This window comes from Scandinavium sp. (assembly GCF_051650185.1).
GTDB lineage: Bacteria > Pseudomonadota > Gammaproteobacteria > Enterobacterales > Enterobacteriaceae > Scandinavium.
In genome coordinates, this window is the sequence record NZ_JBOFIN010000116.1 from 1 (window position 1) to 24,724 (window position 24,724).

Annotated in this window: 24 protein-coding genes; 7 read left to right on the forward strand and 17 right to left on the reverse strand. The window is 54.8% G+C overall.

Annotation, left to right across the window (positions count from 1 at the left end):
• Window positions 1-169: 169 nt before the first annotated feature.
• Genes ACRCWW_RS15375 through ACRCWW_RS15385 form a run of 3 tightly spaced genes read right to left on the reverse strand, consistent with a single transcriptional unit; the run spans window position 170 to window position 3,131 of the window.
• Complete coding sequence (locus tag ACRCWW_RS15375; RefSeq protein WP_438683175.1) at window positions 170-1,132, reverse strand: lysylphosphatidylglycerol synthase domain-containing protein; 963 nt, start codon at window positions 1,130-1,132, stop codon at window positions 170-172.
• The gene (gene clsB / locus ACRCWW_RS15380; RefSeq protein WP_438683176.1) at window positions 1,132-2,373 is read right to left on the reverse strand and encodes a cardiolipin synthase ClsB; all 1,242 of its coding nucleotides are present in this window, start codon (window positions 2,371-2,373) and stop codon (window positions 1,132-1,134) included. The genes ACRCWW_RS15375 and clsB overlap by 1 nt, the downstream gene beginning before the upstream one ends.
• Window positions 2,370-3,131, reverse strand: a complete 762-nt coding sequence (locus tag ACRCWW_RS15385; RefSeq protein WP_438683177.1) for an endonuclease/exonuclease/phosphatase family protein — start codon at window positions 3,129-3,131, stop codon at window positions 2,370-2,372. The genes clsB and ACRCWW_RS15385 overlap by 4 nt, the downstream gene beginning before the upstream one ends.
• A 131-nt stretch (window positions 3,132-3,262) precedes the next feature.
• Here ACRCWW_RS15385 and ACRCWW_RS15390 point away from each other — a divergent pair, with 131 nt between their 5' ends.
• On the forward strand, window positions 3,263-3,673 hold the full coding sequence (locus tag ACRCWW_RS15390) for a YbhQ family protein (RefSeq protein WP_438683178.1): 411 nt from the start codon (window positions 3,263-3,265) through the stop codon (window positions 3,671-3,673).
• Here ACRCWW_RS15390 and ACRCWW_RS15395 read toward each other — a convergent pair.
• Genes ACRCWW_RS15395 through cecR form a run of 5 tightly spaced genes read right to left on the reverse strand, consistent with a single transcriptional unit; the run spans window position 3,635 to window position 9,274 of the window.
• On the reverse strand, window positions 3,635-4,741 hold the full coding sequence (locus ACRCWW_RS15395; protein ID WP_438683179.1) for an ABC transporter permease: 1,107 nt from the start codon (window positions 4,739-4,741) through the stop codon (window positions 3,635-3,637). The genes ACRCWW_RS15390 and ACRCWW_RS15395 overlap by 39 nt on opposite strands.
• Before the next feature lie 9 nt (window positions 4,742-4,750).
• On the reverse strand, window positions 4,751-5,884 hold the full coding sequence (locus ACRCWW_RS15400; RefSeq protein ID WP_438683180.1) for an ABC transporter permease: 1,134 nt from the start codon (window positions 5,882-5,884) through the stop codon (window positions 4,751-4,753).
• Window positions 5,874-7,613: an ATP-binding cassette domain-containing protein gene (locus ACRCWW_RS15405; RefSeq protein ID WP_438683181.1), complete on the reverse strand. Its 1,740-nt coding sequence runs from the start codon at window positions 7,611-7,613 to the stop codon at window positions 5,874-5,876. Before ACRCWW_RS15405 ends, ACRCWW_RS15400 begins: the two co-directional genes overlap by 11 nt.
• Window positions 7,606-8,601 carry a secretion protein HlyD gene (gene hlyD, locus ACRCWW_RS15410; RefSeq protein ID WP_438683182.1) on the reverse strand — a complete coding sequence of 332 codons (996 nt, stop codon included), beginning with the start codon at window positions 8,599-8,601 and terminating at the stop codon, window positions 7,606-7,608. Before hlyD ends, ACRCWW_RS15405 begins: the two co-directional genes overlap by 8 nt.
• 4 nt (window positions 8,602-8,605) lie before the next feature.
• Complete coding sequence (cecR, locus tag ACRCWW_RS15415) at window positions 8,606-9,274, reverse strand: transcriptional regulator CecR (RefSeq protein WP_438683183.1); 669 nt, start codon at window positions 9,272-9,274, stop codon at window positions 8,606-8,608.
• A gap of 233 nt (window positions 9,275-9,507) precedes the next feature.
• On the opposite strand from cecR, the gene rhlE reads away from it, so the two are divergent.
• From rhlE to ybiB, 3 genes are all read left to right on the forward strand, one after another.
• Entirely contained in the window at window positions 9,508-10,857 is a 1,350-nt protein-coding gene (rhlE, locus tag ACRCWW_RS15420) for an ATP-dependent RNA helicase RhlE (protein ID WP_438683184.1), read from the forward strand.
• A 102-nt stretch (window positions 10,858-10,959) separates the two neighbouring features.
• Window positions 10,960-13,104, forward strand: a complete 2,145-nt coding sequence (dinG, locus tag ACRCWW_RS15425; RefSeq protein WP_438683185.1) for an ATP-dependent DNA helicase DinG — start codon at window positions 10,960-10,962, stop codon at window positions 13,102-13,104.
• Between the two features lie 17 nt (window positions 13,105-13,121).
• Window positions 13,122-14,084 carry a DNA-binding protein YbiB gene (gene ybiB, locus ACRCWW_RS15430; RefSeq protein ID WP_438683186.1) on the forward strand — a complete coding sequence of 321 codons (963 nt, stop codon included), beginning with the start codon at window positions 13,122-13,124 and terminating at the stop codon, window positions 14,082-14,084.
• A 103-nt stretch (window positions 14,085-14,187) separates the two neighbouring features.
• On the opposite strand, the gene ybiJ is transcribed toward ybiB, so the two are convergent.
• The 3 genes from ybiJ to ACRCWW_RS15445 form a co-directional block, all read right to left on the reverse strand.
• Entirely contained in the window at window positions 14,188-14,448 is a 261-nt protein-coding gene (gene ybiJ, locus ACRCWW_RS15435) for a DUF1471 family protein YbiJ (protein ID WP_438683187.1), read from the reverse strand.
• Between the two features lie 434 nt (window positions 14,449-14,882).
• Entirely contained in the window at window positions 14,883-15,146 is a 264-nt protein-coding gene (locus tag ACRCWW_RS15440) for a YdgH/BhsA/McbA-like domain containing protein (protein WP_438683188.1), read from the reverse strand.
• A gap of 162 nt (window positions 15,147-15,308) precedes the next feature.
• Window positions 15,309-15,923 carry a flavin reductase family protein gene (locus ACRCWW_RS15445; RefSeq protein ID WP_438683189.1) on the reverse strand — a complete coding sequence of 205 codons (615 nt, stop codon included), beginning with the start codon at window positions 15,921-15,923 and terminating at the stop codon, window positions 15,309-15,311.
• Between the two features lie 94 nt (window positions 15,924-16,017).
• Between ACRCWW_RS15445 and rlmF the strand changes: the two genes are divergently transcribed.
• On the forward strand, window positions 16,018-16,944 hold the full coding sequence (gene rlmF / locus ACRCWW_RS15450; protein WP_438683190.1) for a 23S rRNA (adenine(1618)-N(6))-methyltransferase RlmF: 927 nt from the start codon (window positions 16,018-16,020) through the stop codon (window positions 16,942-16,944).
• A gap of 135 nt (window positions 16,945-17,079) precedes the next feature.
• Here the strand turns inward: rlmF and ybiO are convergent, their stop codons facing one another.
• The 6 genes from ybiO to rhtA form a co-directional block, all read right to left on the reverse strand.
• On the reverse strand, window positions 17,080-19,302 hold the full coding sequence (ybiO, locus tag ACRCWW_RS15455) for a mechanosensitive channel protein (protein ID WP_438683191.1): 2,223 nt from the start codon (window positions 19,300-19,302) through the stop codon (window positions 17,080-17,082).
• 117 nt (window positions 19,303-19,419) lie between these two features.
• Complete coding sequence (gene glnQ / locus ACRCWW_RS15460; RefSeq protein ID WP_438683192.1) at window positions 19,420-20,142, reverse strand: glutamine ABC transporter ATP-binding protein GlnQ; 723 nt, start codon at window positions 20,140-20,142, stop codon at window positions 19,420-19,422.
• The gene (glnP, locus tag ACRCWW_RS15465; protein WP_234674216.1) at window positions 20,139-20,798 is read right to left on the reverse strand and encodes a glutamine ABC transporter permease GlnP; all 660 of its coding nucleotides are present in this window, start codon (window positions 20,796-20,798) and stop codon (window positions 20,139-20,141) included. Before glnP ends, glnQ begins: the two co-directional genes overlap by 4 nt.
• Before the next feature lie 103 nt (window positions 20,799-20,901).
• The gene (glnH, locus tag ACRCWW_RS15470) at window positions 20,902-21,648 is read right to left on the reverse strand and encodes a glutamine ABC transporter substrate-binding protein GlnH (RefSeq protein ID WP_438683193.1); all 747 of its coding nucleotides are present in this window, start codon (window positions 21,646-21,648) and stop codon (window positions 20,902-20,904) included.
• Window positions 21,649-22,008: 360 nt separating this feature from the next.
• A complete protein-coding gene (dps, locus tag ACRCWW_RS15475; RefSeq protein ID WP_438683194.1) occupies window positions 22,009-22,512 on the reverse strand; it encodes a DNA starvation/stationary phase protection protein Dps in 504 nt (167 codons plus the stop codon).
• A 283-nt stretch (window positions 22,513-22,795) separates the two neighbouring features.
• Window positions 22,796-23,686, reverse strand: coding sequence for a threonine/homoserine exporter RhtA (gene rhtA / locus ACRCWW_RS15480; RefSeq protein ID WP_438683195.1), 891 nt, complete (start codon window positions 23,684-23,686; stop codon window positions 22,796-22,798).
• Between rhtA and ACRCWW_RS15485 the strand changes: the two genes are divergently transcribed.
• Entirely contained in the window at window positions 23,674-23,994 is a 321-nt protein-coding gene (locus tag ACRCWW_RS15485; protein WP_438683196.1) for a hypothetical protein, read from the forward strand. The two genes, rhtA and ACRCWW_RS15485, sit on opposite strands and share 13 nt — an antisense overlap.
• 46 nt (window positions 23,995-24,040) lie before the next feature.
• Window positions 24,041-24,553, forward strand: a complete 513-nt coding sequence (gene ompX / locus ACRCWW_RS15490) for an outer membrane protein OmpX (protein WP_438683197.1) — start codon at window positions 24,041-24,043, stop codon at window positions 24,551-24,553.
• Window positions 24,554-24,724: the final 171 nt, after the last annotated feature.

Sequence of the window (24,724 nt, forward strand, 5' to 3'; positions counted from 1 at the left end):
AGAACAAACTCGGTACGTAATGACATGGTATCTCTCGCATCCCAGGGCATAAGCGACTCCATAAACGGGTTCTTATGCCTTAGTTGTAAGTGTCTACCATGTCCCCGAACAAGTGTTCATGATGTCTCCGGACCGTACATGGGGAGAGGGCCGGGGTGAGGGGGATGTCTCACTTCGCCATCACCTTCTCATTCTTCGCTCTCAGCTTCTTCGCGCGGCTTTCCAGCCCCAGATAACACACTGTCGCTAACGCCAGCGGAATAAAGAAATAGAGCACCCGATAGGCCAGCAGCGCGGCGATGATCGTGCCTTGCGAGGCATGTCCTCCTGCAAGCAGGGCAATGAACACCGCTTCGAGTACGCCAATGCCCGCCGGAATATGCACAATAACGCCCGCGATACTGCTCACCAGCAGCACGCCCAGCACGAAGAAATAGTTCACCTCTTGCCCCAACAGCAGCCAGATGATCGCCCCCATGGCCATCCAGTTAGCGCTGGAAATCCCCATTTGGACGAGGGCGAAGCGCCACGAAGGCAACACCAGCTTTTGGCCTCTGACCGTCAGGTGACGTCGTCTGGCAAAGGCGCAAGCCCAGAGATAAACCGCAATCATCAGCAACAACGCCGCACCGATGATGCGCAGCGTGGTGTCGCTGATATACCAGTGTGCGGGCAAATCAACGACGCCAATACTGAAGATGACCCCGCCGAGCAGAATGTACCCCAGCCAGTTGGTCGTAATACTTAAAGAGAAGATGCGGGTGATGGTGGCTCCGGGTAAACCCAGCCGTGAATACAGGCGGTAGCGCATGCCGATCCCGCCGACCCAGGTGCTCAGCGTCAGGTTAAAGGCATAGCAGATGAACGACACCAGCATCACCTGACGTTTCGCCAGCTTATGACCGCAATAAGCGCGTCCCAGCAAATCGTAACAGCCATAAATCAGGTAGCTGAAAATGACCAGCGCCACGGCACTCAGCAGGGCGGTGCGGTTATAGTCACGAATAACATTCCACACTTCCTGCCAGTCGACTTTGCGTGCATACACCACCAGCAGCACAGCCACGGCGATGAAAAACAGCCACGTCAGGATCTTCTTTGCCAGCCGCCAGCGCGGGTGTGAATGACTCATCAGGGTTTTACCCCCGGATTCTCTGGCTCAATACGATCCTGTGTTTCAAGGGTGGTTTGCACTGGTGGCGCCACCTGCGCCAGCTTTGGCGTGTGGGCTGGCAACCAGCCGACCATCGCCGGGAAATGGCGTAAGAAGTGGAACGCCAGCACGCTTTTACTCAGGTTCCACCAGGTGCGTTTCGGGATCATCGAGGCGTCAACCTGCTGGCTGTCCTGCCCGATAAGCTGGTTGAGGTTGTCGCGTAACGTCTGATTAAACGCTCTGTCGTGAACGATCAGATTCGCCTCCAGATTGAGTGACAGGCTGAGCGGGTCCAGATTGCTGGAGCCGACTGTCGCCCAGTGATCGTCCATCAGCGCCACTTTGCCGTGCAGCGGGCGGCGCTGATATTCGAAGATCTGCACGCCGCCTTTCACCAGATAGTTGTAAAGCAGCCGCGCGCCGACTTTCACGATCGGCATGTCTGGTTCGCCCTGAACCACCAGTTTGACCGTTACACCCCGTCGCGCGGCATTACGCATCGCGTGCAGCAGACGATAGCCCGGGAAGAAATAGGCATTGGCGATAATCACTTCCCGGCGGGCGTTAGCGAGCATCTTCAGATAATGCCGTTCGATGTCATCGCGATGCTCTTCGTTATCCCGCCAGACAAACAGGGTTTGCGCCTCGCCCGGCGTGCGGTTTTCCTCTGGTCGATGACGGCGTCGCCAGAAGCGGCGCGCGTTGGCATTACCGGGCAAGTTTTCCAGTTCAAACTGCAAAATGTCCTGTACCACCGGGCCTTCCACGCGTACGGCATAATCCTGTTTTGCTTCCGGGCCGTAGTCGGACATATGTTCTGCGGAATAGTTAATGCCGCCGACAAAAGCCACTGCGCCATCGACCACCACAATTTTGCGATGCATTCGACGAAAGAGATTGGTGCGCAGGCCAAACAGGCGAGGGCGCGGATCGTAATAGCGGAACACCACGCCCGCGGCGGTTAACTCGCCGACAAAACGATCGCTCAGATCGGGCGAACCGTAGCCGTCCAGCAGCACTTCAATATGCACGCCGCGCTGCGCGGCTTTCAGTAATACGTCGTGTAATTGCCAGCCAATGTTATCTTCAAACCAGATAAACGTTTCCAGAATGATTTTGCTTTCAGCGTGCTCAATGGCGCTGAACACCGCGGGATAATACTGGTCGCCGTTCTCCAGAAGCTGGATTTGATTGCCTTCTCGCCAGCTGCATTTCATAAATGGATCTCCGCGCTCAAGGGCGCATGGTCGGAAAGATGTCGCCACTGGCTCAGGGTCAACGCCGTCGGATGGCTGGCGTGAGCGTTTTTGACATAGATTCTGTCCAGCCGTAATAAGGGAAAACGTACCGGGAAGGTTCGCACCGGGCGGCCCAGCGCGCGGGTGAAAATCTCTTCCAGCCCCGCCTGGGTTTTTAACGGCGCGTTAGCCCGCAGACGCCAGTCGTTAAAGTCGCCTGCCACGATCACCGGCTCATTTTCCGGCAAGCCGTTTACCCACTCGCTCAGCATCGTAAGCTGTGCCTGGCGATGTGCCTCGCGTAACCCGAGGTGTACGCAGATAACGTGAAGGGGCGTTGATAACTGCGGCGGCACAATCCGGCAATAGAGCAGGCCGCGCTTTTCGCTCTCGCCCACTGAGATGTCCCGGTTTTCGTAGTGCTCAATCGGGAAGCGCGACAGCACCGCATTTCCGTGATGGCCTTCGGGATAAACGGCGTTACGCCCGTAGGCATAGTCACTCCACATGGTATCGGCGAGAAATTCATAATGGCTGGTGTCCGGCCAGTTCTCAACGTGCAGCGGGTGAACCTCATGGGCGCCAAGGACTTCCTGAAGGCAAACAATGTCAGCACCCACGGTGCGCACGGCATCGCGCAGCTCCGGCAACATAAAGCGTCGGTTAAACGCGGCGAAGCCCTTATGGGTGTTGATCGTCAAAATTTTTAGGGAAAAAGGGGCTGAAATCGGGGTCATCATTCTCCTGCTAACATCACTGTCCTGAATAAAATAGTGTAGTAGCCGTCACAAAAAGGTGCGGTGTTACGGAATTTTCCGTAAAGTCCGGTACTCTGAATAACAGTTGAAAATGCTTCGGGAGAGAAGACATGAAGTGGCAACAACGAATTCGTGTCGCAACTGGCCTGAGCTGCTGGCAGATTGTTTTGCATCTGCTGGTTGTTGCAGTTCTGGTACTGGGATGGATGAGCGGGGCGCTGGTACGGGTAGGGCTGGGGCTCTGCGTGCTTTATGGCGTCACGGTGCTGTTGATGTTAATGCTCCAGCGCCACCACGAAGAGCGCTGGCGTGACGTGGGCGATTTTCTGGAGGAGCTGACCACCACCTGGTATTTCGGTGCGGCGGTGATCGTCCTGTGGTTGCTTTCACGCGTGCTGCAAAACAACCTGCTGCTGGCGCTGGCCGGCGTGGTCATTCTGGCAGGCCCGGCGATTGTGTCGCTGCTGGCGAAAGACAAAAAGTTACGCAACGTTACGGCGAAACATCGCGTACGCCACTGAGCCTGTTGTGGTCGCTATCACCACTAGCGGCCACAAGCTCTGCCAGACGATATCAAAGCTGGCATCCTTCAAATAAATCTGCTTGGTAATATCCGTAAAGTGACGAATCGGGTTAATCCACGTCGCGTTCTGTAACCACACTGGCATGTTCTCAACCGGGGAAACATATCCCGAAAGCAGGATTGCCGGCATCATAAACACAAACACGCCGATAAACGCCTGCTGCTGCGTTGAGCACAGCGACGAAATCAACAAGCCAAACCCCACCAGCGACAGGCCATACACAATCATGGTGAAGTAAAACAGCGCCAGCGAGCCCGAGAACGGTATCTGATAGGCGAAGATCCCAATCGCCAGCACGATACTGGCCTGGAAGGTGGCGACGATCAGCGCCGGCACCGCTTTGCCGACGAAAATCTGCCAGGTGGCGAGCGGTGAAACCAGAAGCTGATCCAGCGTGCCCTGCTCACGTTCACGTGCGACGGAAAGCGAGGTGACAATCATCACCCCGATAGTGGTGATCATCGCAATCAATGACGGCACCACGAACCATTTGTAATCCAGATTCGGGTTGTACCAGTTACGCACCACCAGCTTGCTGTTGTTTGGCTTCGGCTTGCCGTCGAGCAGTTCCTGTTGGTAATCCTCCACAATCTGTTGCAGGTAGTTCGCCGCTATCTGGGCGCTGTTGGAGTTGCGTCCATCCAGAATGAGCTGCATCGGTGCGGTTTGCAGGCTGTCGATATTGCGAGAGAAATCGGCCGGGAAGCGCACCAGCAGCAGGGCTTTTTGGGTGTCGATGGTTGGCTGGATCTCCTGCGGACTTTTCAGCAGCAGAATATGGGTAAAGGCTTTAGCCCGGGCAAAGCGCTGAGTCAGTTCTACCGCATGTTTGCCATTGTCTTCGTTGTAGATGGCAATCGTGGCGTTGGTGACTTCCAGCGTGGCGGCGAACGGGAACAGGAATACCTGAATCAGCACCGGCATGATCAGGATCGCCCGCGTCTGCGGTTCGCGCAGCAGCGATTGCAGTTCTTTACGAATCAGTGTCCATAAGCGATGAAACATGGCTTCTCCTTAATCCAGCCGACGTTTGGTTTTCAGCCGCGTCAGGCCGATAAACATCACCGCCGAGGCAATCAAAAACAGCACGTTAATCACCAGCACCACCGGGATGTTGCCCGCCAGAAACAGGCTTTGCAGGGTGCTGACGAAGTAACGCGCCGGAATGATGTACGTCACCACGCGAATAGCTGCTGGCATACTGTCTATCTGGAAAATAAACCCGGACAGCATAATCGACGGTAAAAACGCAGCGTTGAGCGCCACCTGAGCGGCGTTAAACTGATTGCGGGTAATGGTGGAAATCAGCAGCCCCATGCCGAGCGTGCTGAGCAGAAACAGGCTGGTAATGAAAAATAAAATCAGCAGCGAGCCGCGATAGGGCACGCCGAGAATAAACACCGACACCAGCATACAAAGCAGCATCGCCAGCATCCCGAGGAAATAGTAGGGGATGAGCTTGCACAGCAGCAGTTCAGCGCGGGTGACTTCGGTGGAGAGCAGCGCCTCCATGGTGCCGCGCTCCCACTCGCGGGCCACCACCAGCGAAGTAAGGATCGCGCCAATCACCGTCATGATGATGGTCACCGCCCCTGGAATAATAAAGTGCTGGCTGATGGCCGCCGGGTTAAACCAGTAGCGCGTCTGGACGTCGATAAGCGGCTCAAATTTATCACCCCTGTCTTCCGCCCGCTGCATCTGCCAGATTTGCCAGATCCCTTGCACGTAGCCCTGCACAAAGTTGGCGGTATTGGGTTCGCTGCCGTCGGTGATCACCTGAATCGGCGCTTCGTCACCGTCGCGCGCCATAAGGGCTGCGAAGTTCACCGGGATAACCACCAGTCCGCGAATTTTGCCCGCCTGCATTTTCTGGATAAGCTGCTGGCGGTTATCGCTGATGGTGGCGTCAATGTAGGGCGAGCCGGTCATCGTGTGGGCGAAGTCGAGCGCTTCCTCGCTTCGCTGTTCCAGTAAAATACCTACTCGCAGCTTGCTGGAATCGAGGTTGATGCCGTAGCCGAAGATAAAGAGCAGCATCAGCGGGATCACCACGGCAATCAGCCAGCTGCTGGGATCGCGAATAATCTGCCGGGTTTCTTTCACGCACAGGGCGCGAACCCGCCGCCAGGAGAGAACGCTACTGGACATCGGCATGCTCCTTATCCCAGTCATGAATAAGCGTAATAAACGCCTGTTCCATGGTCGGGTCAGTCGTTTCCTCATCTGCCGCTTTGGCTTTCAAATCATCCGGCGTGCCGCTGGCAATCAGCTTGCCGCGATACACCAGGCCAATGCGGTCGCAGTATTCCGCTTCATCCATAAAGTGTGTTGTCACCATCACGGTGACGCCTTTTTCCACCATGCTGTTGATATGCAGCCAGAACTCGCGGCGGGTGATGGGGTCGACACCGGAGGTCGGCTCATCGAGAAACAGAATATCCGGCTCGTGCATCAGCGAGCAGGCCAGCGCCAGGCGCTGTTTAAACCCGAGCGGCAAATCGTCCGTGGCGTGGTTACTGATACTTTTCAGGCCGAAGGCGTCGCTCATCTTGTCGATTTTTTCCGTCTGCGCTTTGCCCCGCAGGCCGTACACGCCAGAGAAGAAGCGCATGTTCTGTTCGACGGTCAGGTTGCCGTACAGCGAAAACTTCTGCGCCATATAGCCAAGATGCTGACGAGCCTTGCCTGAGCTGACTTTCAAATCCATATCCAGCACCAGCGCTTTGCCGGAAGTGGGCACCAGCAGGCCGCACATCATTTTAAAGGTGGTGGATTTACCCGCCCCGTTGGGGCCGAGCAGGCCGAAAATCTCGCCGCGTTTAACGGCAAAATTGACATGATCGGTGGCGGCAAAATCGCCGAATTTCTTGGTGAGTTCTTTAGCCTCAATCACTGTTTCGCCGGGCTTGCCTTCCACGGTGTGAAGGATCGCGGCGAGCGGGGATTCTGATGTGCCAGCGCCGCCCAGCAGGTCGATAAAGGCATCTTCAAAACGCGGGTCGGTTTCAGCAATCTCAATCTCTGGCATGCCTTCTGCCTGGCGAATATCGTCGGCGGTAGCCTCTTTTTTGAGGATCAGCCGTACGGAGCGGCCCTGAATCATGCCGTCGCTGACCTGCGGTAATTTCAGCGTGCGTTGCAGCAGCTTGCGGTTGTTCTCTTGCGGGCTGTTCAGCAGAAAACTGCGCCCACGCATGGTGTCCGTCAGCGCTTTCGGTTCACCCTGATACAGCAGCTCGCCTTCGTTCATCAACAGCACGTCGCGGCACTGTTCGGCCTCATCCAGATAAGAGGTGCTCCAGAGGATCAGCATCCCGTCACCAGCCAGCTCATGCACCATTTGCCATAGTTCGCGGCGTGAAATCGGGTCTACACCCACGCCTGGCTCATCAAGCAGCAGAACTTTCGGCTCGCCCACCAGAGTACAGGCCAGGCCTAATTTCTGCTTCATCCCACCGGAAAGCTTGCCCGCCAGACGTTCGGTAAACGGGCCAAGCGACGTGAATTCCAGCAGGCGGGCGAAGGTTTTCTCGCGAACGTCGCCGGTGACGCTGCGCAAATCGGCATACAGCGTCAGGTTTTCCATGACAGTCAAATCTTCATACAGGCCGAATTTTTGCGGCATGTAGCCGAGCGCGGCGTGCAGGGCGCTGCTGTCGTTAATCGGGTCGTAGCCGATCACGCACACGCTGCCCTCATCGGGTTTCAGCAACCCCGCCAGCATCCGCATCAGCGTGGTTTTGCCCGCGCCATCAGGGCCGACGAGCCCGGTGACATAGCCTGATTGTATTGTGCAATCCAGCTTTGCGACCGCAGGCTTATCCATGCCGGTGAAGCGTTTGATAAGCCCGTTAAGCTTAATCACCGCTTCACTCATGAGCGTCTCCCTGCTGGAATTTTACCGTCACCGGCATGCCCTGACGCAGGGCATCATCGGCATCGGTCACGATAATGCGTAAGCGATACACGAGGTCGGTACGCAGGTCCGGGGTTTCGACCGTTTTTGGGGTGAATTCTGCCGTTGGGGATACAAAGCCAATTTTGCCGTGATAAGGCTTGTTCGGGCGGCCGTCCGTGTAGAGAAGCAGTTCGCGCCCTGGCTGAGCATGATTCAGGCTGCTTTCATCGACATAAGCTCGCACCCAAACCGGGCGCGTGAGGGAAAGGGTCAACACGGTGCTTCCGGCGTTGAGCATGCTGCCGGGCTCTACGGCGCGAGTCAGGATGGTGCCGTCAGACGGGGCGAGCAGGGTGGTGTCCTGCAAATCGAGCTGTGATTGAGCCAGCTGTGCCTGCGCCTGTTCGAGGCTGGCTTTGGCCTGAGCAATTTCCTGAGGACGGTTACCGGCGTGATACTGGTTCAGTTTGTCCTGGGCAGATTTCAGCGTCGCCAATGCCTGATCGCGGGATGAGCGGGCATTTTCCAGGTCGTTGGCAGAAATCGTGCGGCTTTTCCACAAGCCCTGCTGGCGCTGATAAAAGTTCTGCGCGTAATCAGAGGCGGCTTTTGCCTGGCGCACAGCCGCAGCGGCCTGCGCGATTTCCTCATCGCGATAACCGGCCACCAGTAAATCGTATTTCGCCTGGGCTGCGGCCACGTTGGCTTTGGCCTGCATCAGCGCATTTTCATAAGGGGCATGATCCAGCTCGCCCAGTGTTTGCCCGGCTTTAATGGCATCCCCTTCATCCACCTGCAGGGCCTGCAAGCGTCCTCCGACGCGGAAGCTCATATTGACGGTGCGAATATCCACGTTGCCATAGAGGGTCAGGCCGTTGTCTTTTTTGCTCTGATACCAGAAAGCCCCTGCGGCAATGGCCGCGACGATGAGTGCCACCGTCAGACCGAGGATAATGGGTTTTTTCATGACTTCAGCTCCTTTGCGAGAGTCCTTGCAGTAAGAGATCAATATGGGTGGCGATCACCTGGAAAATGATCCCGGCTTTTTCCTCATCAAACTTCGCCCAGCCGGTGCGCAGCAAAATGGTTTCCTGACCTAAACGGAAGGCGAGGATTTGGCCAAGCAGCGCGTGGGTGTGCAGAATGGTTTGGGTGTCGTTGGGATCAAGCCCTGTCCAGGCAGCAATCAGCCGCGTCAAATGCCCGTGCAGTGGGGCAATCACCTGGTCGTGAATTAATTGATAGGCGGGTGAGGGCGAAAGTTGCTCACGGGAGATAAACTTACTGAGATTGACTGTTTCATCCTGAGTCAGCAGCAGGATCATATTTTTGCTGGCGCTAAGGATAAGCTCGCGAATCGCCGCTTTGTCCGGGTTCGGCTGGCTTAACAGTTGCTCACCGTGTTCGGCAAGCGGGCGAAAATTGCTGCCAATGAAATCGGCAATCCACTGGGCGCAGGCCAGATAGAGATCTTCTTTCGAGCCGAAATAGTAGGGAATGGCGGCGATGTTTTGCCCGGCCAGTGCGGCAATATCGCGGGTGGTGGCGTGAAGGCCATATTCGCCAAACTGGGCGATGGCTGCACGGATGAGCTGGTTTTTGGCTTGTTCGCCTTTGCTGGTGATGGGCGTGGTATTCATCGCGCCTCACAAAATTAATCAATCGATTGATTAAGATTATGACTGTTTTTTCACCTTGTCCACACTCGATGGCAATTTATTTCGCAGATGAAGAGAAGAGGGATATTTTATGCGGTGTGTCACAAAAACTGCTACACTCCGCCCCTTGCTGACATTATCGTTTTTGTCTTACCGCACTATCACTATCACCCTGAAAACGATACCTGTCATGGTCGGGGCGGTTCGGAGTTGTTATGTCTTTTGAAACCCTTGGCCTGAATGCTGAGATCCTGCGCGCGATTGCGGAGCAGGGCTACAGCCAGCCTACCCCTATTCAGCAGCAGGCTATTCCTTGCGTTTTGCAAGGCCGCGACCTGATGGCGAGCGCCCAGACCGGTACCGGCAAAACCGCGGGCTTTACCCTGCCGCTGTTACAGCAGCTGGTGCAGAACGAGCCGCACGCGAAAGGCCGTCGTCCGGTTCGTGCGCTGATCCTTACCCCAACTCGTGAACTGGCCGCTCAGGTCGGCGAGAACGTTCGCGAGTACAGCAAATACCTCAATATTCGTTCGATGGTTGTTTTCGGCGGAGTGAGTATTAACCCGCAGATGATGAAACTGCGCGGCGGCGTTGACGTGCTGGTGGCAACGCCGGGTCGTCTGCTGGACCTCGAGCATCAGAACGCAGTGAGCCTCGATAAAGTCGAAATTCTGGTGCTGGACGAAGCCGACCGCATGCTGGATATGGGCTTCATCCATGATATCCGTCGCGTACTGGCGAAATTGCCAGCCAGGCGTCAGAACCTGCTGTTCTCCGCCACTTTCTCAGATGAGATCAAAGCGCTGGCATCCAAGCTGCTGCATAACCCGCTGGAAGTGGAAGTCGCTCGTCGTAACACCGCTTCTGAGCAGGTGACTCAGCACGTGCATTTCGTGGATAAGAAACGCAAGCGGGAGCTGCTGTCGCAGATGATTGGCGAAGGCGACTGGAAACAGGTGCTGGTGTTTACCCGTACCAAGCATGGCGCAAACCATCTGGCTGAACAGCTGAATAAAGACGGCATTCGCAGCGCTGCCATCCACGGCAACAAAAGCCAGGGCGCACGTACTCGTGCTCTGGCAGAGTTTAAATCCGGCGATCTGCGCGTGCTGGTCGCCACGGATATTGCGGCCCGTGGCCTGGATATCGAAGAGCTGCCGCACGTGGTGAACTACGAGCTGCCGAACGTACCTGAAGATTACGTCCACCGTATCGGTCGTACAGGGCGTGCCGCAGCGACGGGTGAAGCGCTGTCACTGGTTTGTGTCGATGAGCACAAACTGCTGCGCGACATCGAGCGCCTGCTGAAAAAAGAGATCCCACGCATCGCGCTGCCGGGCTATGACGTCGATCCGTCTATCCAGGCAGAGCCGATTCAGAACGGTCGTCAAAGCCGTGGCGGCGGTGGTCGTGGTCAGCCACGTCGTAACGACGGTGGTCAGGCACGCCGCAGCGATAAACCTGCTGGCAACGGTCAGGCTCGTCGTGCTGAAGGCGATCAGCCGCGCAGAGAAGGTGCCGCGCCGCGTCGTCGTCGCCCGCGTAAGCCTGCTGCAGCGCAGTAAGTGTGAAACTGAACAATGGTCGCTTCGGCGGCCATTTTTTTTGCCCCCACGCTGATAAGGTGTCAGAATAGTGGCTGTTTATACAGTATTCGGACTTCTTCAATGGCACTTACCGCCGCGCTGAAGGCGCAAATCGCGTCCTGGTATAAGGCGCTTCAGGAACAGATCCCCGATTTCATTCCCCGGGCACCGCAACGGCAAATGATTGCCGATGTGGCGAAAACGCTCACCGGTGAAGAGGGCAGGCACCTGGCTATCGAAGCGCCAACGGGCGTCGGTAAAACGCTGTCTTACCTGATTCCTGGCATTGCCATTGCCCGTGAAGACGAAAAAACGCTGGTCATCAGCACCGCCAACGTGGCCCTTCAGGATCAGATCTTCAGCAAAGACCTGCCGTTGCTGAAAAAAATCATTCCCGACCTGCGTTTCACCGCCGCCTTTGGTCGTGGACGCTATGTTTGTCCGCGAAATCTCGCCGGGCTTTCCAGCACCGAACCTACCCAGCAGGATTTGCTGGCGTTTCTGGATGACGACCTCACGCCCAACAGTAAAGAAGAACAAAAACGCTGCGCAAAGCTGAAAGCCGATCTCGACAGCTATAAGTGGGATGGCCTGCGCGATCACACCGATCAGGCCATTGACGATGCGCTGTGGAGCCGTTTAAGCACGGACAAAGCCAGCTGCCTCAACCGAAACTGTTTCTACTATCGCGAATGCCCGTTCTTTGTGGCTCGCCGTGAAATTCAGGAAGCGGAAGTGGTGGTCGCTAACCATGCGCTGGTGATGGCGGCGATGGAGAGCGAAGCGGTATTGCCGGAGCCGAAAAACCTGCTGTTGGTGCTGGATGAGGGCCATCACCTGCCGGACGTTGCCCGAGATGCGCTGGAGATGAGTGCGGAAATTACTGCCCCATGGTTCCGTTTACAGCTCGATTTGTTCAGCAAGCTGGTGGCGACCTGCATGGAGCAGTTCCGCCCGAAAACCACTCCGCCTTTAGCGGCACCGGAACGACTGAAAGAGCACTGTGACGAGCTCTGCGAACACATCGTTTCGCTCAACAATATCCTTAATTTATATATGCCTTCCGGGCCGGAAGCGGAACACCGCTTTGCCATGGGTGAGCTGCCGGACGAGGTGATGGCGCTCTGCCAGCGGCTGGCGAAACTGACCGAAATGCTGCGTGGCCTGTCGGAATTGTTCCTCAACGATTTGAGTGAGCGCACCGGTTCTCACGATATTGTGCGTTTGCACCGCGTGTTGCTACAGATGAACCGCGCGCTCGGCATGTTTGAATCGCAGAGCAAACTCTGGCGTCTGGCTTCACTCGCTCAGGCTTCGGGGGCGCCAGTCAGCAAATGGGCCACGCGGGATACGCGTGACGGGCAGCCGCACGTCTGGTTCCACTGCGTGGGTATCCGCGTGAGCGATCAGCTGGAAAAGCTGCTGTGGCGCAGCGTGCCTCACATCGTAGTGACGTCCGCGACGCTGCGTTCGCTGAACAGTTTTTCTCGTTTGCAGGAAATGAGCGGTCTGAAGGAGAAAGCCGGGGATCGCTTTGTGGCGCTGGATTCGCCGTTTAACCACGTCGAACAGGGCAAAATCATCATTCCGCAGATGCACTTTGAACCGTTGATGGAACACGAAGAGCAGCACATTGCAGAGATGGCCGCCTTCTTCCGCGAGCAAGTTGAAAGCAAAAAGCACCTCGGAATGTTAGTGCTGTTCGCCAGCGGGCGTGCAATGCAGCGCTTCTTAGAGTGCGTGCCGGATTTGCGCTTACTCCTGCTGGTGCAGGGCGATCAGCCGCGTTATCGCTTAGTGGAGTTGCATCGCAAGCGGGTAGAAGGCGGTGAGCGAAGCGTGCTGGTCGGGCTGCAATCCTTTGCGGAAGGTCTGGATCTGAAAGGCGAACTGCTCAGCCAGGTGCATATCCACAAGATTGCGTTTCCGCCAATAGACAGCCCGGTGGTGATCACCGAAGGTGAATGGTTGAAGAGTCTCAACCGCTATCCGTTCGAAGTACAAAGCCTGCCCGCGGCGTCGTTCAATTTGATTCAGCAGGTCGGGCGACTGATTCGTAGCCACGGCTGCTGGGGTGAGATAGTCATTTATGATAAGCGCCTGCTGACCAAAAATTATGGCCCGCGTTTGCTCAACGCGTTGCCCGTCTTCCCGATTGAGCGCCCCGAAGTGCCTGAAGGTATAATAAAAAGTAAACCTCAACCGACTCGTCGTAAACGACGCTGAATTGGCAGGAGTCCGCAGTGGATTATCGTAAAATTATCAAAGAAGTAGGGCGCGGTAAAAATCACGCCCGCGACCTGGACACCGAAACCGCACGCGGCCTTTATGCGCAAATGCTGAAAGGCGAAGTGCCGGAGCTGGAGCTGGGCGGCATTCTGATTGCCCTGCGTATCAAAGGAGAAGGCGAGGCGGAGATGCTCGGCTTCTATCAGGCGATGCAGCAACATACGATTACGCTGACGCCGCCCGTCGGCAAGCCGATGCCGATAGTGATCCCCAGCTATAACGGCGCGCGCAAACAGGCCAACCTGACGCCGCTGCTGGCGATGTTGCTGCATAAGCTGGGTTTTCCGGTGCTGGTGCACGGCGTGAGTCACGATCCGACTCGTGTATTGACCGAGACGATTTTCACCCTGCTGGGCATTGAACCGACGCTACACGCAGGCCAGGCGCAGGCCAGACTCGACAGCCATCAGCCGGTGTATATGCCGATCGGCGCATTTTGCCCACCGCTCGAAAATCAACTGGGGATGCGCTGGCGGATGGGCGTGCGTAACAGTGCGCATACGCTGGCAAAACTGGCCACGCCGTTTGCCGAAGACGCAGCACTACGCCTCTCCAGCGTTTCTCACCCGGAATATGTGCCGCGAGTGGGCAAGTTTTTTGCTGATATCGGCGGTCGTGCTTTGTTAATGCACGGCACCGAAGGCGAAGTGTACGCCAATCCGCAGCGCTGCCCGCAGATCAGCCTGATCGACAGTGCCGGAACGCGCGTGGTGGTCGAACGTGAAGATGCTCAGCGTGAAGTGCAGTTGCCCGAATCAAAAGATCCGGAAGTGACGGCGAAATGGATTGAGCGCTGTGTCGCGGGTGTGGAGCCTGTGCCTGAAGTGCTGAAAATTCAGATGGCTGCCTGCCTGCTGGCAACCGGTGAAGTGTCCAGCCTTGAAGAGGGGATGCAGCGGGTCAATGCCTGCTGGTGATCGGCAGACAAAAAAAAGCCCGTCCAGTGGCAGGACGGGCAAAATTAAGGGTTAAACAGGGTACTGCGGCAATGGTCAATGAGGGGTAATTCAGTTCAGGCTGTTATTTGTAGATAACAGCGGTACCGCTAATTTTGTTGTTGGTGTTAGCAGAAGTAATGCTGTAACCCGTGGCACCTGCTGCCGCAGCCTTCTCAGCCAGTTTGGCTTCCAGACCGTCCAGGGTGCTTGCACCGTCTACAGACACGGTACCGATTTTGTTCAGGCTCTGCGCTTCAGTCGGAGAAACCGGCTGGGCCGCGAAAGCGCCAAAAGAAAGAGCAGAAAGAGCGATAGCAATAGCAGCAGTTTTGATGGTTTTCATGATTAATCTCTCGCAGGTTATTCTTTAAAAGGGACGTTGTTCCGTCGATGTGATGAGTATCACGCTTTTTTGCGAAAGATAAAATCGAACAACCTTGACAGACTCAATCGAAAAAATTGAACGATAAATAATTTACTGATTATTAATAAATTATTGTCCATTCTGGAGTGAAACAGCCGGAGAGAAATTTTCAGGGCACATTTTGCGACTTCTTTCACCAAAAACCGTGCGTGTAAAGACAACCGCTTACACTGTGTTTTAAGCTGTAGTTTTGTCAATGAGGCTGCTTAATCCGTGATTTCCTGAAACTATACACTGAGTATTGTCAGTTTTTAAAGTGTTTATTCCAGGGTTTTGTCAGGGCGGATTTATAGCGTTAAAAAGAAATGCGCCCGTGAAAAGAGGCGCATTTTGGGCTGAAAAACTTAGACAGATTATTTGTAGATGGTGGCGGTACCGAACATTTTGTTGTCACCGCTGGCTGAATTGACCACAAACCCTTTCGCGCCTTCCTGCTGCGCTTTTTCACCCAGCTTCGTTTGCAAATCCTGGAAATCATCGGCACCGGAGACCGACACTGTGCCGGACGGGCGCAGTTGCCCGGTGTCACCTTGTCTTAGCTGTTGAGGTTCGGCGGTCGCCGAAAACGAGAGCAGCGACAACGCACCAGCAGCGATCAGAATCAACGTTCTCTTCATGTGCACATCCTCTCTGTTACCACGGGGTTAGTTAAAGTGTAGGTGGTGGTGAAGTGTGACATGCCGCAAAAAATTGATGATCATCTGTTTATTTTTTGAACGACATTAATTGACAATCAACTGACAAATCAGCCACATACAAGTGGCTGATAGAATGAGGGTTTATCGGGCGTCCGGGCGGATCAGGTCAAAACGCTGGCTTTCATCAATGCTGTAATAAGCGGTCGGGCCGCCTGCGCGCAACACAGGTCTGGCTTTTGCCGTCTGATAAATACCGTTTTCCAGCAGCGATTCATCGATATGCACGGCCACCACTTCGCCCAATACCAGCCAGGTGTCCACGGCGGTGCCGTCTGCGCCCGTCAGCTGGATGCATTGCGAAAGCCGACACTCGAAGTTCACCGGGCTTTCTGCGACTCGCGGCGCACGAATGATTCGGCTTTCTGCGGCCGTAAGCCCGCCGCGAGTAAATTCGTCTTCACCGTGCGCCAGGCTGGCTGAGGTTTCATTCATTGCTTTTGCCAAATCAACGGTGGTGAGGTTCCAGACGAATTCTTTGGTCTCAATAATGTTGCGGACGCTGTCTTTCCAGCCGTTGCTGGAAAAACCAATGATCGGTGGGCGATAGTTAAAGCAGTTAAAGAAGCTGTACGGCGCAAGGTTGCGGCGGCCCTCAGCATCCTGTGAGGAAATCCAGCCAATCGGGCGTGGGCCGATAATGGCGTTGAGCGGGTCGTGAGGCAGTCCATGTCCGTTCGACGGTTGATAAAAATACATAGCGCACCAGGGAAGTTAACGGATTATCCAGACTCACTTATTTACGCCACCCGCGTCAACGGGTATCTTACGCAGCCGTCCACAGGAGGAAGCCATGAAAGCCCAAAAGCCGGGATTACACCCGCGTAACCGCCACCACGATCGCTACGATTTACCCACACTGTGCCAGGAAACGCCTGCGCTGTCGGCGTTTATCGTCACGACGCCTGCGGGTGAGCAGAGCATTAATTTTGCCGATCCTGATGCCGTGAAAACCCTCAACAAAGCGCTGTTGGCCCATTTTTACCAGGTCAAGGCGTGGGATATTCCGGAAGGTTTCCTGTGCCCGCCAGTGCCGGGTCGTGCCGATTATCTGCATCATTTAGCCGATTTGCTGGCTGAAACGACAGGAAGTGTACCCACCAATGCCAGCGTGCTGGATATCGGGACGGGTGCAAACCTGATTTATCCGCTGATCGGCTGCCACGAATACGGCTGGCGCTTTACTGGCACTGAAGTGAATGCCGAAGCGCTTGCCAGCGCACAGGCGATCATCGATGCCAATCCTGGGATGAGCCGTCAAATTCGTTTGCGTCGCCAGAAAGACGCGCAGGCCATTCTGGCTGGCATGATCCATAAAAATGAATACTTCGACGCGATGGTGTGTAACCCGCCATTCCATGATTCTGCCGCCAGCGCACGTGAAGGCAGCGAGCGTAAGCGCCGCAATCTGGGGCAAGGGAAAGATGAAGCCCTGAACTTCGGCGGGCAGCAGCAGGAGCTGTGGTGCGAAGGGGGCGAAGTGGCGTTTATCCGCAAGATGATTGAGGAAAGTCGTCAGTTTGGGCGTCAGGTGATGTGGTTTACCTCGCTGGTTTCGCGTGGCGACAATCTGCCATTCCTCTACCCGGCGCTGACCGAAGCGGGCGCGGTGAAAGTGGTGAAAAAAGAGATGGCGCAAGGGCAGAAGCAAAGCCGCTTCATTGCCTGGACTTTCCTCGACGACGATAAGCGTCGTCGTTTTGCCGCTCGCGCCCGATAAACACCGGGTTGCGCTAACGGATTGCCGGGTGGCGCTTCGCTAACCCGGCCTACAAACCCGGCCTACAAACCCTGCCTACAAAATTGATGCGGTTGTTGTAGGCCGGGCAAACACAGTGCCGCCCGGGAATATGCGCTACAGCGTGGGTTCGCCCGGCGCGGGTGGCAGAGCCGGTTGTGTGGCAACCGGTGCAGGCAGCATCTGATAAGTCTGCACCGGGGCGCGAACGCCCGCCGCATCGAAATGTTTCTTCACCTGAGTATCCAGGGCAAAACGCACTGTCCACTGCTTCAGCGGCAGGGTGGTGAAGGAGACGCGTAAGGTAAAGGCGGTATTGGTCAGCCCAACCAGCCCGGCAAACGACGGCTCGCCAATCACCAGCCCGCGAATCTCTTCCTGCTCCATCAGCTCTGCCACGGCGGCTTTTAGCGCATCGTTGGCTTTGTCCAGGTCTTCCGCCCGATCCACGTCGTAATTCGCCACCACGGAACCAATGCCGCGCACAAAGTTGGCAAAGGTCGTTATCGATGACCACGGAATGATGTGATAGGCCCCGGTATCCTGGCGCACGCCAACCGAGCGAATCGACATACGCTCGACGGTGCCGGTCAGCGGCCCGATGGTCACCAGGTCACCCGTGTTCATCCCATTTTCAAACTGAATGAAAATCCCGGTGATGATGTCTTTCACCAGCGTTTGCGCACCGAAGGAAATCGCCAGCCCTAACGCGCCCGCACCGGCCAGCAGTGGGGCGATATTCACGCCAATTTCAGAGAGCAGAATCATCACCGTGATGGTGCTTATTACTACCGCCAGTGCGTTGCGAAACAGCGTCAGCAGCGTTCTGGCACGCGCACTGGGAAGTGGGCGTCCGTGAATATCCGAGGCCAGCCGGTTCTCGATTAGGCTCGCCAGAATCGTCCAGCCAATGGCAGAGAAAAACAGGATCAGGGCTATGCGAATCAACACGTCGACGGTCTTCTGCCCCGTGTCGTTGTGCAGCCACTCCCGGAAATCAAACAGCCCCCAGGCACTCAGAAGAAGCATCACCGCGACGCACACAGTCAGGATGCGTGCAGCCTTTAACGAGGCTGACACCCAGCCATTCAGGCGTTTTTGCAGCTCCGGATAGTTCCGCTGCGTTTCGGGCGACAGGGTGATGGTTTTGGCAATCCAGCGCGACAGGATGCCCGACACAAACGCTGCAATGCCGATGATCGCCAGGCTTTTCACCGACGCACCCATCATAAATTTCAGGCTGTTGCCCGGGTCAAACAACGAGAAGAAGAACAGCACGATAAAGTAGGCGCTGGCGAGCCAATGCCACACCAGCGCAAAGGCGCGAATAAACAAACTGAAGAACGCCAGAGAGCGGTCTGCCAGTTGGATCAGGCTTTGAGTAATCGCTTCCTTGTTACGATAAATCAGGTACAGCGCCCAGACGGTGATACACAGCATGATGGCCACGTTGGCGAGCGCCCCGGTCTGCACGTTGACCTGATTAGAAATAATCGGCACCGCCACAATCAGCCCGTAGCCAATCAGCCCGCTCAGCAGGCTGAGCCGCAGACTCCAGTAGCGTGCGGTGTCGTCCTGTACGTTGAACGGGCGCAGTTCCGGCACGCGTGGGCAAAAGATCAGGCGCAGGATGGCTTTGAAAAACTCAATGAGGGCGAAGGCGTTGAGGAACAGGCTTTGCTGGAAGGCGATGGTTGGATTGCCTGCATTGAGGTTATCGCTCAGCATTTGCCCGACGAACAGCGTCAGTCCGAGCAGCAGCAAATCAATCACCATCGCCAGAGCGATCATCGCCGGGAGATGCACCCAGTTGCTGCGGTCGCGGTTCTTTTTACGTCCCCATTTACCCATTTTACGGTACAGCGGCAGGGCGCAAAGGCGAAGCAGGGAGTAGAACGCGAACACCAGCACAGCCAGCAGCAGGAAGTGCGTAGCGGCGTTGCTGAAGGTTTGCAAGTTAAAGGATTTATGCGGCGCGGTGGAGATGTTGCGCCAAAGCTGTGCGAAACGTTCCGAAAGCGCCGTGCCATAGTGTCGGCTGACGTCAGTGACGCTCTCCAGCACGGTTTTCTCATCAGCAACCGGCGGTGGGTTCAGTTTTGGCGTCGGATCTTGTGGCGGTGTCGCGGCGGCGGTTCTGAGTTGGGTGATTAATTCTTTGCGCGCGGCTTCGTTTTCCAGCACATCGGCAAGCGCTGCGTAAGCGGCTTTCTTTTGCGCGGCATCGGGTTCGGCGGTGGCGCTCTGGTTGGCGGTTGGGGATGTTGTCACACCGGGTATTGTCACCGCCTGTAATGGCGCGCAAAACAGCGCAGCAATCAGCAGCAAAAAACGCAGCACAGGCTTCTCCCTTTCAAATCATTAGCAAAATGCTAAGTATAGCGGGTGGAAACGAGCGGTTAATTTTTGCGGGATTATCTGAAGAAAGCCCTCTCCGGTGAAGGAGAGGGGGAGAGATCACGACACGTGCTGGAGAAATTCCTGCAGGCGCTGGCTTGGCGGATTGTCGATAAGCTGCTGCGGGTTGCCGTCTTCGGCAATGCGGCCTTTGTCGATGAAGATCAGGCGGGAAGCCACTTTTTCGGCAAAGCCGATTTCGTGGGTCACGATGACCATGGTCATGCCTTCTTCAGCCAGATCCTGCATCACTTTCAGCACTTCATGGCGAAGCTCTGGATCAAGCGCTGAGGTTGGCTCATCAAACAGCATCATTTTCGGTTTTACCGCCAGCGCGCGGGCAATCGCCACACGCTGCTGTTGGCCGCCAGAAAGTTCAGAAGGGTAGTGGTGACCGCGCTCAGCGAGGCCCACTTTCGCCAGCAAGTCTTTCGCCAGCTTTTCTGCTTCAGCTTTCGACGCACCGCGCACGCGCTGTGGGCCAAACATCACGTTTTCCAGCGCGGTCAGGTGTGGGAACAGATAAAACTGCTGGAACACCATGCCCGCTTCCTGACGAATCAGGCGCTCGTCCACTTTCGGGTCGTTCACCTTCAGACCATCAACGATCAGGTCGCCGCTGGTGATTTCTTCCAGCTTGTTGATGCAGCGCAGCAGGGTCGATTTACCGGAGCCGGACGGCCCGATAATCACCACCACTTCGCCTTTCGTAATGTTCAAATCGATATTGTGCAGCACCTGGGTTTGCCCGAAGTGCTTGGAAACATTTTTAAATTCAATCACAGGATTTTCATCCTTCTTTCAAGACGGCGCAGAACAAAGCTCAGAACCAGGGTGATGATGAGGTAAATCACGGCCACGGCGCTCCAGATTTCCAGCGCGCGGAAGTTGCCTGCAATGATTTCCTGGCCCTGACGCGTCAGTTCGGCCACGCCGATAACGATAAACAGCGAGGTGTCTTTGATACTGATGATCCACTGGTTACCCAGCGGGGGCAGCATACGACGCAGCGCCAGCGGCAGGATCACGTGGCGAATGGTTTCGCGACGGGAAAGCCCCAGTGCCAGGCCTGCTTCGCTGAACCCTTTGTGAATCGACAGCACGGCACCACGGGTGATTTCCGCAATGTAGGCGCCGGAGTTGATCATGATGGTGACGACGGCGGCGGAGAACGGATCGATACGCAGATCGTTAAAGGCCATCGGCAGGGCGAAGTAGATAAACATCACCTGCACCACAATAGGCGTGCCGCGGATAACTTCGATAAACACAAGGGCGATGTGATTGGCAATCCAGCCGCCATAAGTACGGGCAAAACCGGCGACTAAACCGATGATTAACCCGCCGACTAACCCAAGGACCGAAATCCACAGGGTCATTTTGGCGCCTTCAAGCAAGATGGGAATGGCAGGCCAGATGGCGCTCCAGTCAAACTGCATGATGATATCCTGTTACCGTGTTAATACTCGGGTGAAAGACACCCTCTAAAAAACAGGCCCGGTCACGAGGCGCAACCGGGCATGACTCGTCAGACTGACATTATTATTTTGGTTCAGTACCGAACCATTTTTTGTAAATTTCGTTGTACTGGCCGTTCTCGTGCAGTTTTTTCAGCGCGCCGTTCACTTTCTCACGCAGCTCGTCGCTGCCTTTCGGGAACGCGATACCGTACTGCTGCGCTTCCAGAGACTCGCCTACAGCCTTGAACTGACCGTGACCGGCGGTTTTGATGAAGTACAGAATGTTTGGCGTGTCGTGCAGCACGGCGTCAGCGCGGTTAGTACCCAGTTCCATATAGGCGTTATCGATGTTCGGGAACTGACGCAGGTCTTTGGTTTTGATGTTGGCTTTCGCGTAGTCAACAGACCCGGTGCCGCCTTTTACTGCCACTACTTTGCCATCGAGATCTTTCACGCTCTTGATGTCGTTGTTGTTGGCTTTCACCATCACCAGCAGACCACTTTTGTAGTAGCCGTCAGAGAAGTCGATGGCTTTTTTACGTTCGTCAGTGATGGTGATCCCTGCCAGCGCCAGGTCGATGTTTTTGGTTTGCAGGGCAGGGATGATGCCGCTGAAATCCATTGGCTTCAGGGTGTAGTTGAGCTTCAGCTCTTTCGCAATCGCGGCCCACAGGTCAACGTCGAAACCAACGTATTTATCGCCTTGTTTGAATTCGAAGGGAACGAACGCTGTGTCAGTCGCAACAACCAGTTGTTTTTCCGCAGCCTGAGAAGACACCGCAAAAGCCAGGGTCAGTGCAGCCAGTGAAACTTTAAATACAGACTTCATAGCATTTCCTTTTATAACCACGGGGTAATCCCCTGCGTGAACAATTCGCCTATGAAAGAATCGTGCCAGTTTTACAACTTATTGTTTTGCAACGAGGCGGAAGCCATCGGTTGCACAAAAAGTGTAGCAAAGCACCGTCTTTGCACCACAATGAGGCACCAAAACGGTGCGCACTTTGTGATGTGCAGGAGAAGGGGTTATTTAGCGCAAATTACGCTGATAAAACAATCTTTCGTTAACGGTTTTGTGAAGTGATAGTTACAAGTAGTTTACTTTTGCGAGGGCTAAGCGGGGAGTATTGCACCATAAATGTGCAAAACCCCTCCGGAGAGGGGTGAGATAAATCAGACAACACGAAGCTTATTCGATGTTCGATTCGATGAACCACAGGAACTTATCCAGGTCGCGCGAGGCGGCGGTAAAGATATCTGCGGTGTCTTCATCTTTGGCTTCGCCAATCGCCTTACGTACATCATTTGCCACGATGGCATAACGATCGGCCAGCTCTTTCAGGTGTTCCTGAACGGTGTGAATGTCGAGTGGGTAGCTTTTCAGCGGTGTTTTGCTGTTGATGACCTGAGTGGTACCCAGCGCCACGCCACCCAACTGCACGGCACGTTCTGCCATGGTATCCAGATGATCGGTCAGGGCTGTGCGGAAGCCATCCAGCATTTCGTGGACGGCAATAAAATTGGCACCGCGCATATTCCAGTGGGCTTGCTTGGTGATCAACGACAGATCAATGAACTGGATAACCTGGCGATTGAGCAACTCAATGGTCGCTTTCTTTTCGCTGTCCGATACATCGTTACGGGTATAGTGAAGAGTAGATGTTTTGGTTTTGACCAGTTTAGCGGTACTCATAATCTCATATCCTCTTGATGTGACTGTCCAATGAATTTCCGGGATTAAGTATAGCACTGGATTTTCAGGCTGCCGGGATGGTGCTGCCTATCGGTTTAATAGTGAGGCTAAATTGAAATCTTATAAATCAATATAAAACAGTTGGTTACGATATTTTTATCGACGCGAGAGGTAATTATCCAGGAAAGGTCTGTTTGTCAGGGCGATATTTTCAATCAGAAATGATTATTACAATAAATATAAGCAGACTGCCGCAGGATTTTTATCACCCTGCGGGATAAGATCACTCTTTAAAAACAACTTCTTCAATTTTACTTTCACGACGCAGGGTGAGCGTAGAGCCCATTGAAGCGGCGATGATCGCCAGAAGCGCCAGTGTCTGTGTGCCTGTTAGCGTTTCGCCAAGGAAAATCATTCCGGACACGGCGGCAAGCGCAGGTTCGAGGCTCATTAATGTGCCGAAGGTGCGCGTCGGCAGGCGGGTGAGGGCAATCATTTCCAGAGAGTAAGGCAGCGCGGTCGAGAGAATGGCGATCCCTAATCCCAGAGGCAGAATAGACCACTGCCACAGCACGTCACCGGCTTGCAGAGCGCCAATCGGCACGAAAACCACGGCCGCAATCAGCGAGCCCATTGCCACCGTCGCCGGGCCATGTTCTTCACCTGCACGTTGCCCGGTGAGGATATAAACCGCCCAGCACGTCCCAGCACCCAACGCCAACGCTGCACCCGTTAAATCGACGTGTGCAATGTTTTGCCCAAGCGGCAGCAGGAACCAGAGGCCGAGCACAGCCAGTGCGACCCATAAAAAGTCGACAGGGCGACGGGAGCCGAACAGCGCAACCGCCAGTGGCCCGGTGAATTCCAGGGCGACAGCAACACCGAGCGGGATGCGCTGGATGGAAAGATAAAAAAGGTAGTTCATTGCGCCAAGCGACAGGCCGTACAACAGCAGTGGGACACGCTGTTCCGCAGTAAACCGTAAACGCCAGGGTTTAAAGACGCAGACCAGAATCAGCGTGCCCAGCGCCAGACGCAGCGCGGTAACACCCGGCGCACCGACCAAAGGAAAAAGAGATTTCGCCAGCGCCGCGCCGCTCTGAATCGAACACATGGCAATGAGGATTACAACGATCGGCAGCCAGACCGGCATCTTACGGGATGACCCAGGCATCCTTTCTCCTGTCAATTTTTGTCAAAGGAAGTAAAAGAGGCAGTGTAAATGAATTACCCCTGTGCGGTTTAGGTATTGTTGAAAAAAAGCAACAAAAAGGGCCGTACAATAAAGTTCAGTCGACGGAGAAAAATTCTGTCTGTTTAGGATTAATCTGGATGAATGCGCCACGCTCTGAGCGCAATAATGACCAAATATGCGAGGAAACTGCTGATTTTCAAAAGGGACTGTCAACGATGGAAACGTTTAGTTACATGAAGACCCCCTTAGACAACGTTAATCGCAAAGAGTTTGTTAATAATTTTTGATATATTTAAAACTTACGGATTTACTTGAAGCACATTTGAGGTGGTTATGAAAAAAATTGCATGTCTTTCAGCACTGGCCCTGGTTCTGGCCGCATCCGCAGGTACTGCAGTCGCTGCAACCTCTACCGTTACTGGCGGTTACGCACAGAGCGATATGCAGGGCGAAGCGAACAAAGCGGGCGGTTTCAACCTGAAATACCGTTACGAGCAGGATAACAACCCACTGGGTGTTATCGGTTCCTTCACTTACACAGAGAAAAACCGTAGTGAAGATGGCGTGTATAACAAAAGTCAGTACTACGGTATCACTGCTGGTCCTGCTTACCGCATCAACGACTGGGCAAGCATCTACGGTGTAGTGGGTGTTGGCTATGGTAAATTCCAGGCGAACGACCTCCCAGGCAGCAAATCCGACATGAGCGACTACGGTTTCTCTTACGGTGCTGGTATGCAGTTCAACCCAATCGAAAACGTAGCACTGGACTTCTCCTACGAGCAGTCTCGCATTCGTAACGTTGACGTTGGCACCTGGATCGCCGGTGTTGGTTACCGTTTCTAATCACTTCGGTGATAATAAAAAATCCGCCTGAGGGCTAACACCGTTCACTTAAGATGCTTTGAGTGAACGGGATACTGGGTTTTTGAGATACGAACGGTCCTTTCTTTGGGCCGTTTTCTTTTCTCAGGCAGGATAAATTGTTTCACGTTTTCCCGCATTCTTCTCAGTTTT

Excerpts from the sequence above, each read along its gene's own strand:
- ACRCWW_RS15375 (WP_438683175.1), bottom strand. The coding sequence starts at position 1,132 with ATGAGTCATTCACACCCGCGCTGGCGGCTGGCAAAGAAGATCCTGACG.
- clsB (WP_438683176.1), bottom strand. The coding sequence starts at position 2,373 with ATGAAATGCAGCTGGCGAGAAGGCAATCAAATCCAGCTTCTGGAGAAC.
- ACRCWW_RS15385 (WP_438683177.1), bottom strand. The coding sequence starts at position 3,131 with ATGACCCCGATTTCAGCCCCTTTTTCCCTAAAAATTTTGACGATCAAC.
- ACRCWW_RS15390 (WP_438683178.1), top strand. The coding sequence starts at position 3,263 with ATGAAGTGGCAACAACGAATTCGTGTCGCAACTGGCCTGAGCTGCTGG.
- ACRCWW_RS15395 (WP_438683179.1), bottom strand. The coding sequence starts at position 4,741 with ATGTTTCATCGCTTATGGACACTGATTCGTAAAGAACTGCAATCGCTG.
- ACRCWW_RS15400 (WP_438683180.1), bottom strand. The coding sequence starts at position 5,884 with ATGTCCAGTAGCGTTCTCTCCTGGCGGCGGGTTCGCGCCCTGTGCGTG.
- ACRCWW_RS15405 (WP_438683181.1), bottom strand. The coding sequence starts at position 7,613 with ATGAGTGAAGCGGTGATTAAGCTTAACGGGCTTATCAAACGCTTCACC.
- hlyD (WP_438683182.1), bottom strand. The coding sequence starts at position 8,601 with ATGAAAAAACCCATTATCCTCGGTCTGACGGTGGCACTCATCGTCGCG.
- cecR (WP_438683183.1), bottom strand. The coding sequence starts at position 9,274 with ATGAATACCACGCCCATCACCAGCAAAGGCGAACAAGCCAAAAACCAG.
- rhlE (WP_438683184.1), top strand. The coding sequence starts at position 9,508 with ATGTCTTTTGAAACCCTTGGCCTGAATGCTGAGATCCTGCGCGCGATT.
- dinG (WP_438683185.1), top strand. The coding sequence starts at position 10,960 with ATGGCACTTACCGCCGCGCTGAAGGCGCAAATCGCGTCCTGGTATAAG.
- ybiJ (WP_438683187.1), bottom strand. The coding sequence starts at position 14,448 with ATGAAAACCATCAAAACTGCTGCTATTGCTATCGCTCTTTCTGCTCTT.
- ACRCWW_RS15440 (WP_438683188.1), bottom strand. The coding sequence starts at position 15,146 with ATGAAGAGAACGTTGATTCTGATCGCTGCTGGTGCGTTGTCGCTGCTC.
- ACRCWW_RS15445 (WP_438683189.1), bottom strand. The coding sequence starts at position 15,923 with ATGTATTTTTATCAACCGTCGAACGGACATGGACTGCCTCACGACCCG.
- rlmF (WP_438683190.1), top strand. The coding sequence starts at position 16,018 with ATGAAAGCCCAAAAGCCGGGATTACACCCGCGTAACCGCCACCACGAT.
- glnP (WP_234674216.1), bottom strand. The coding sequence starts at position 20,798 with ATGCAGTTTGACTGGAGCGCCATCTGGCCTGCCATTCCCATCTTGCTT.
- glnH (WP_438683193.1), bottom strand. The coding sequence starts at position 21,648 with ATGAAGTCTGTATTTAAAGTTTCACTGGCTGCACTGACCCTGGCTTTT.
- dps (WP_438683194.1), bottom strand. The coding sequence starts at position 22,512 with ATGAGTACCGCTAAACTGGTCAAAACCAAAACATCTACTCTTCACTAT.
- ACRCWW_RS15485 (WP_438683196.1), top strand. The coding sequence starts at position 23,674 with ATGACCCAGGCATCCTTTCTCCTGTCAATTTTTGTCAAAGGAAGTAAA.
- rhtA (WP_438683195.1), bottom strand. The coding sequence starts at position 23,686 with ATGCCTGGGTCATCCCGTAAGATGCCGGTCTGGCTGCCGATCGTTGTA.
- ompX (WP_438683197.1), top strand. The coding sequence starts at position 24,041 with ATGAAAAAAATTGCATGTCTTTCAGCACTGGCCCTGGTTCTGGCCGCA.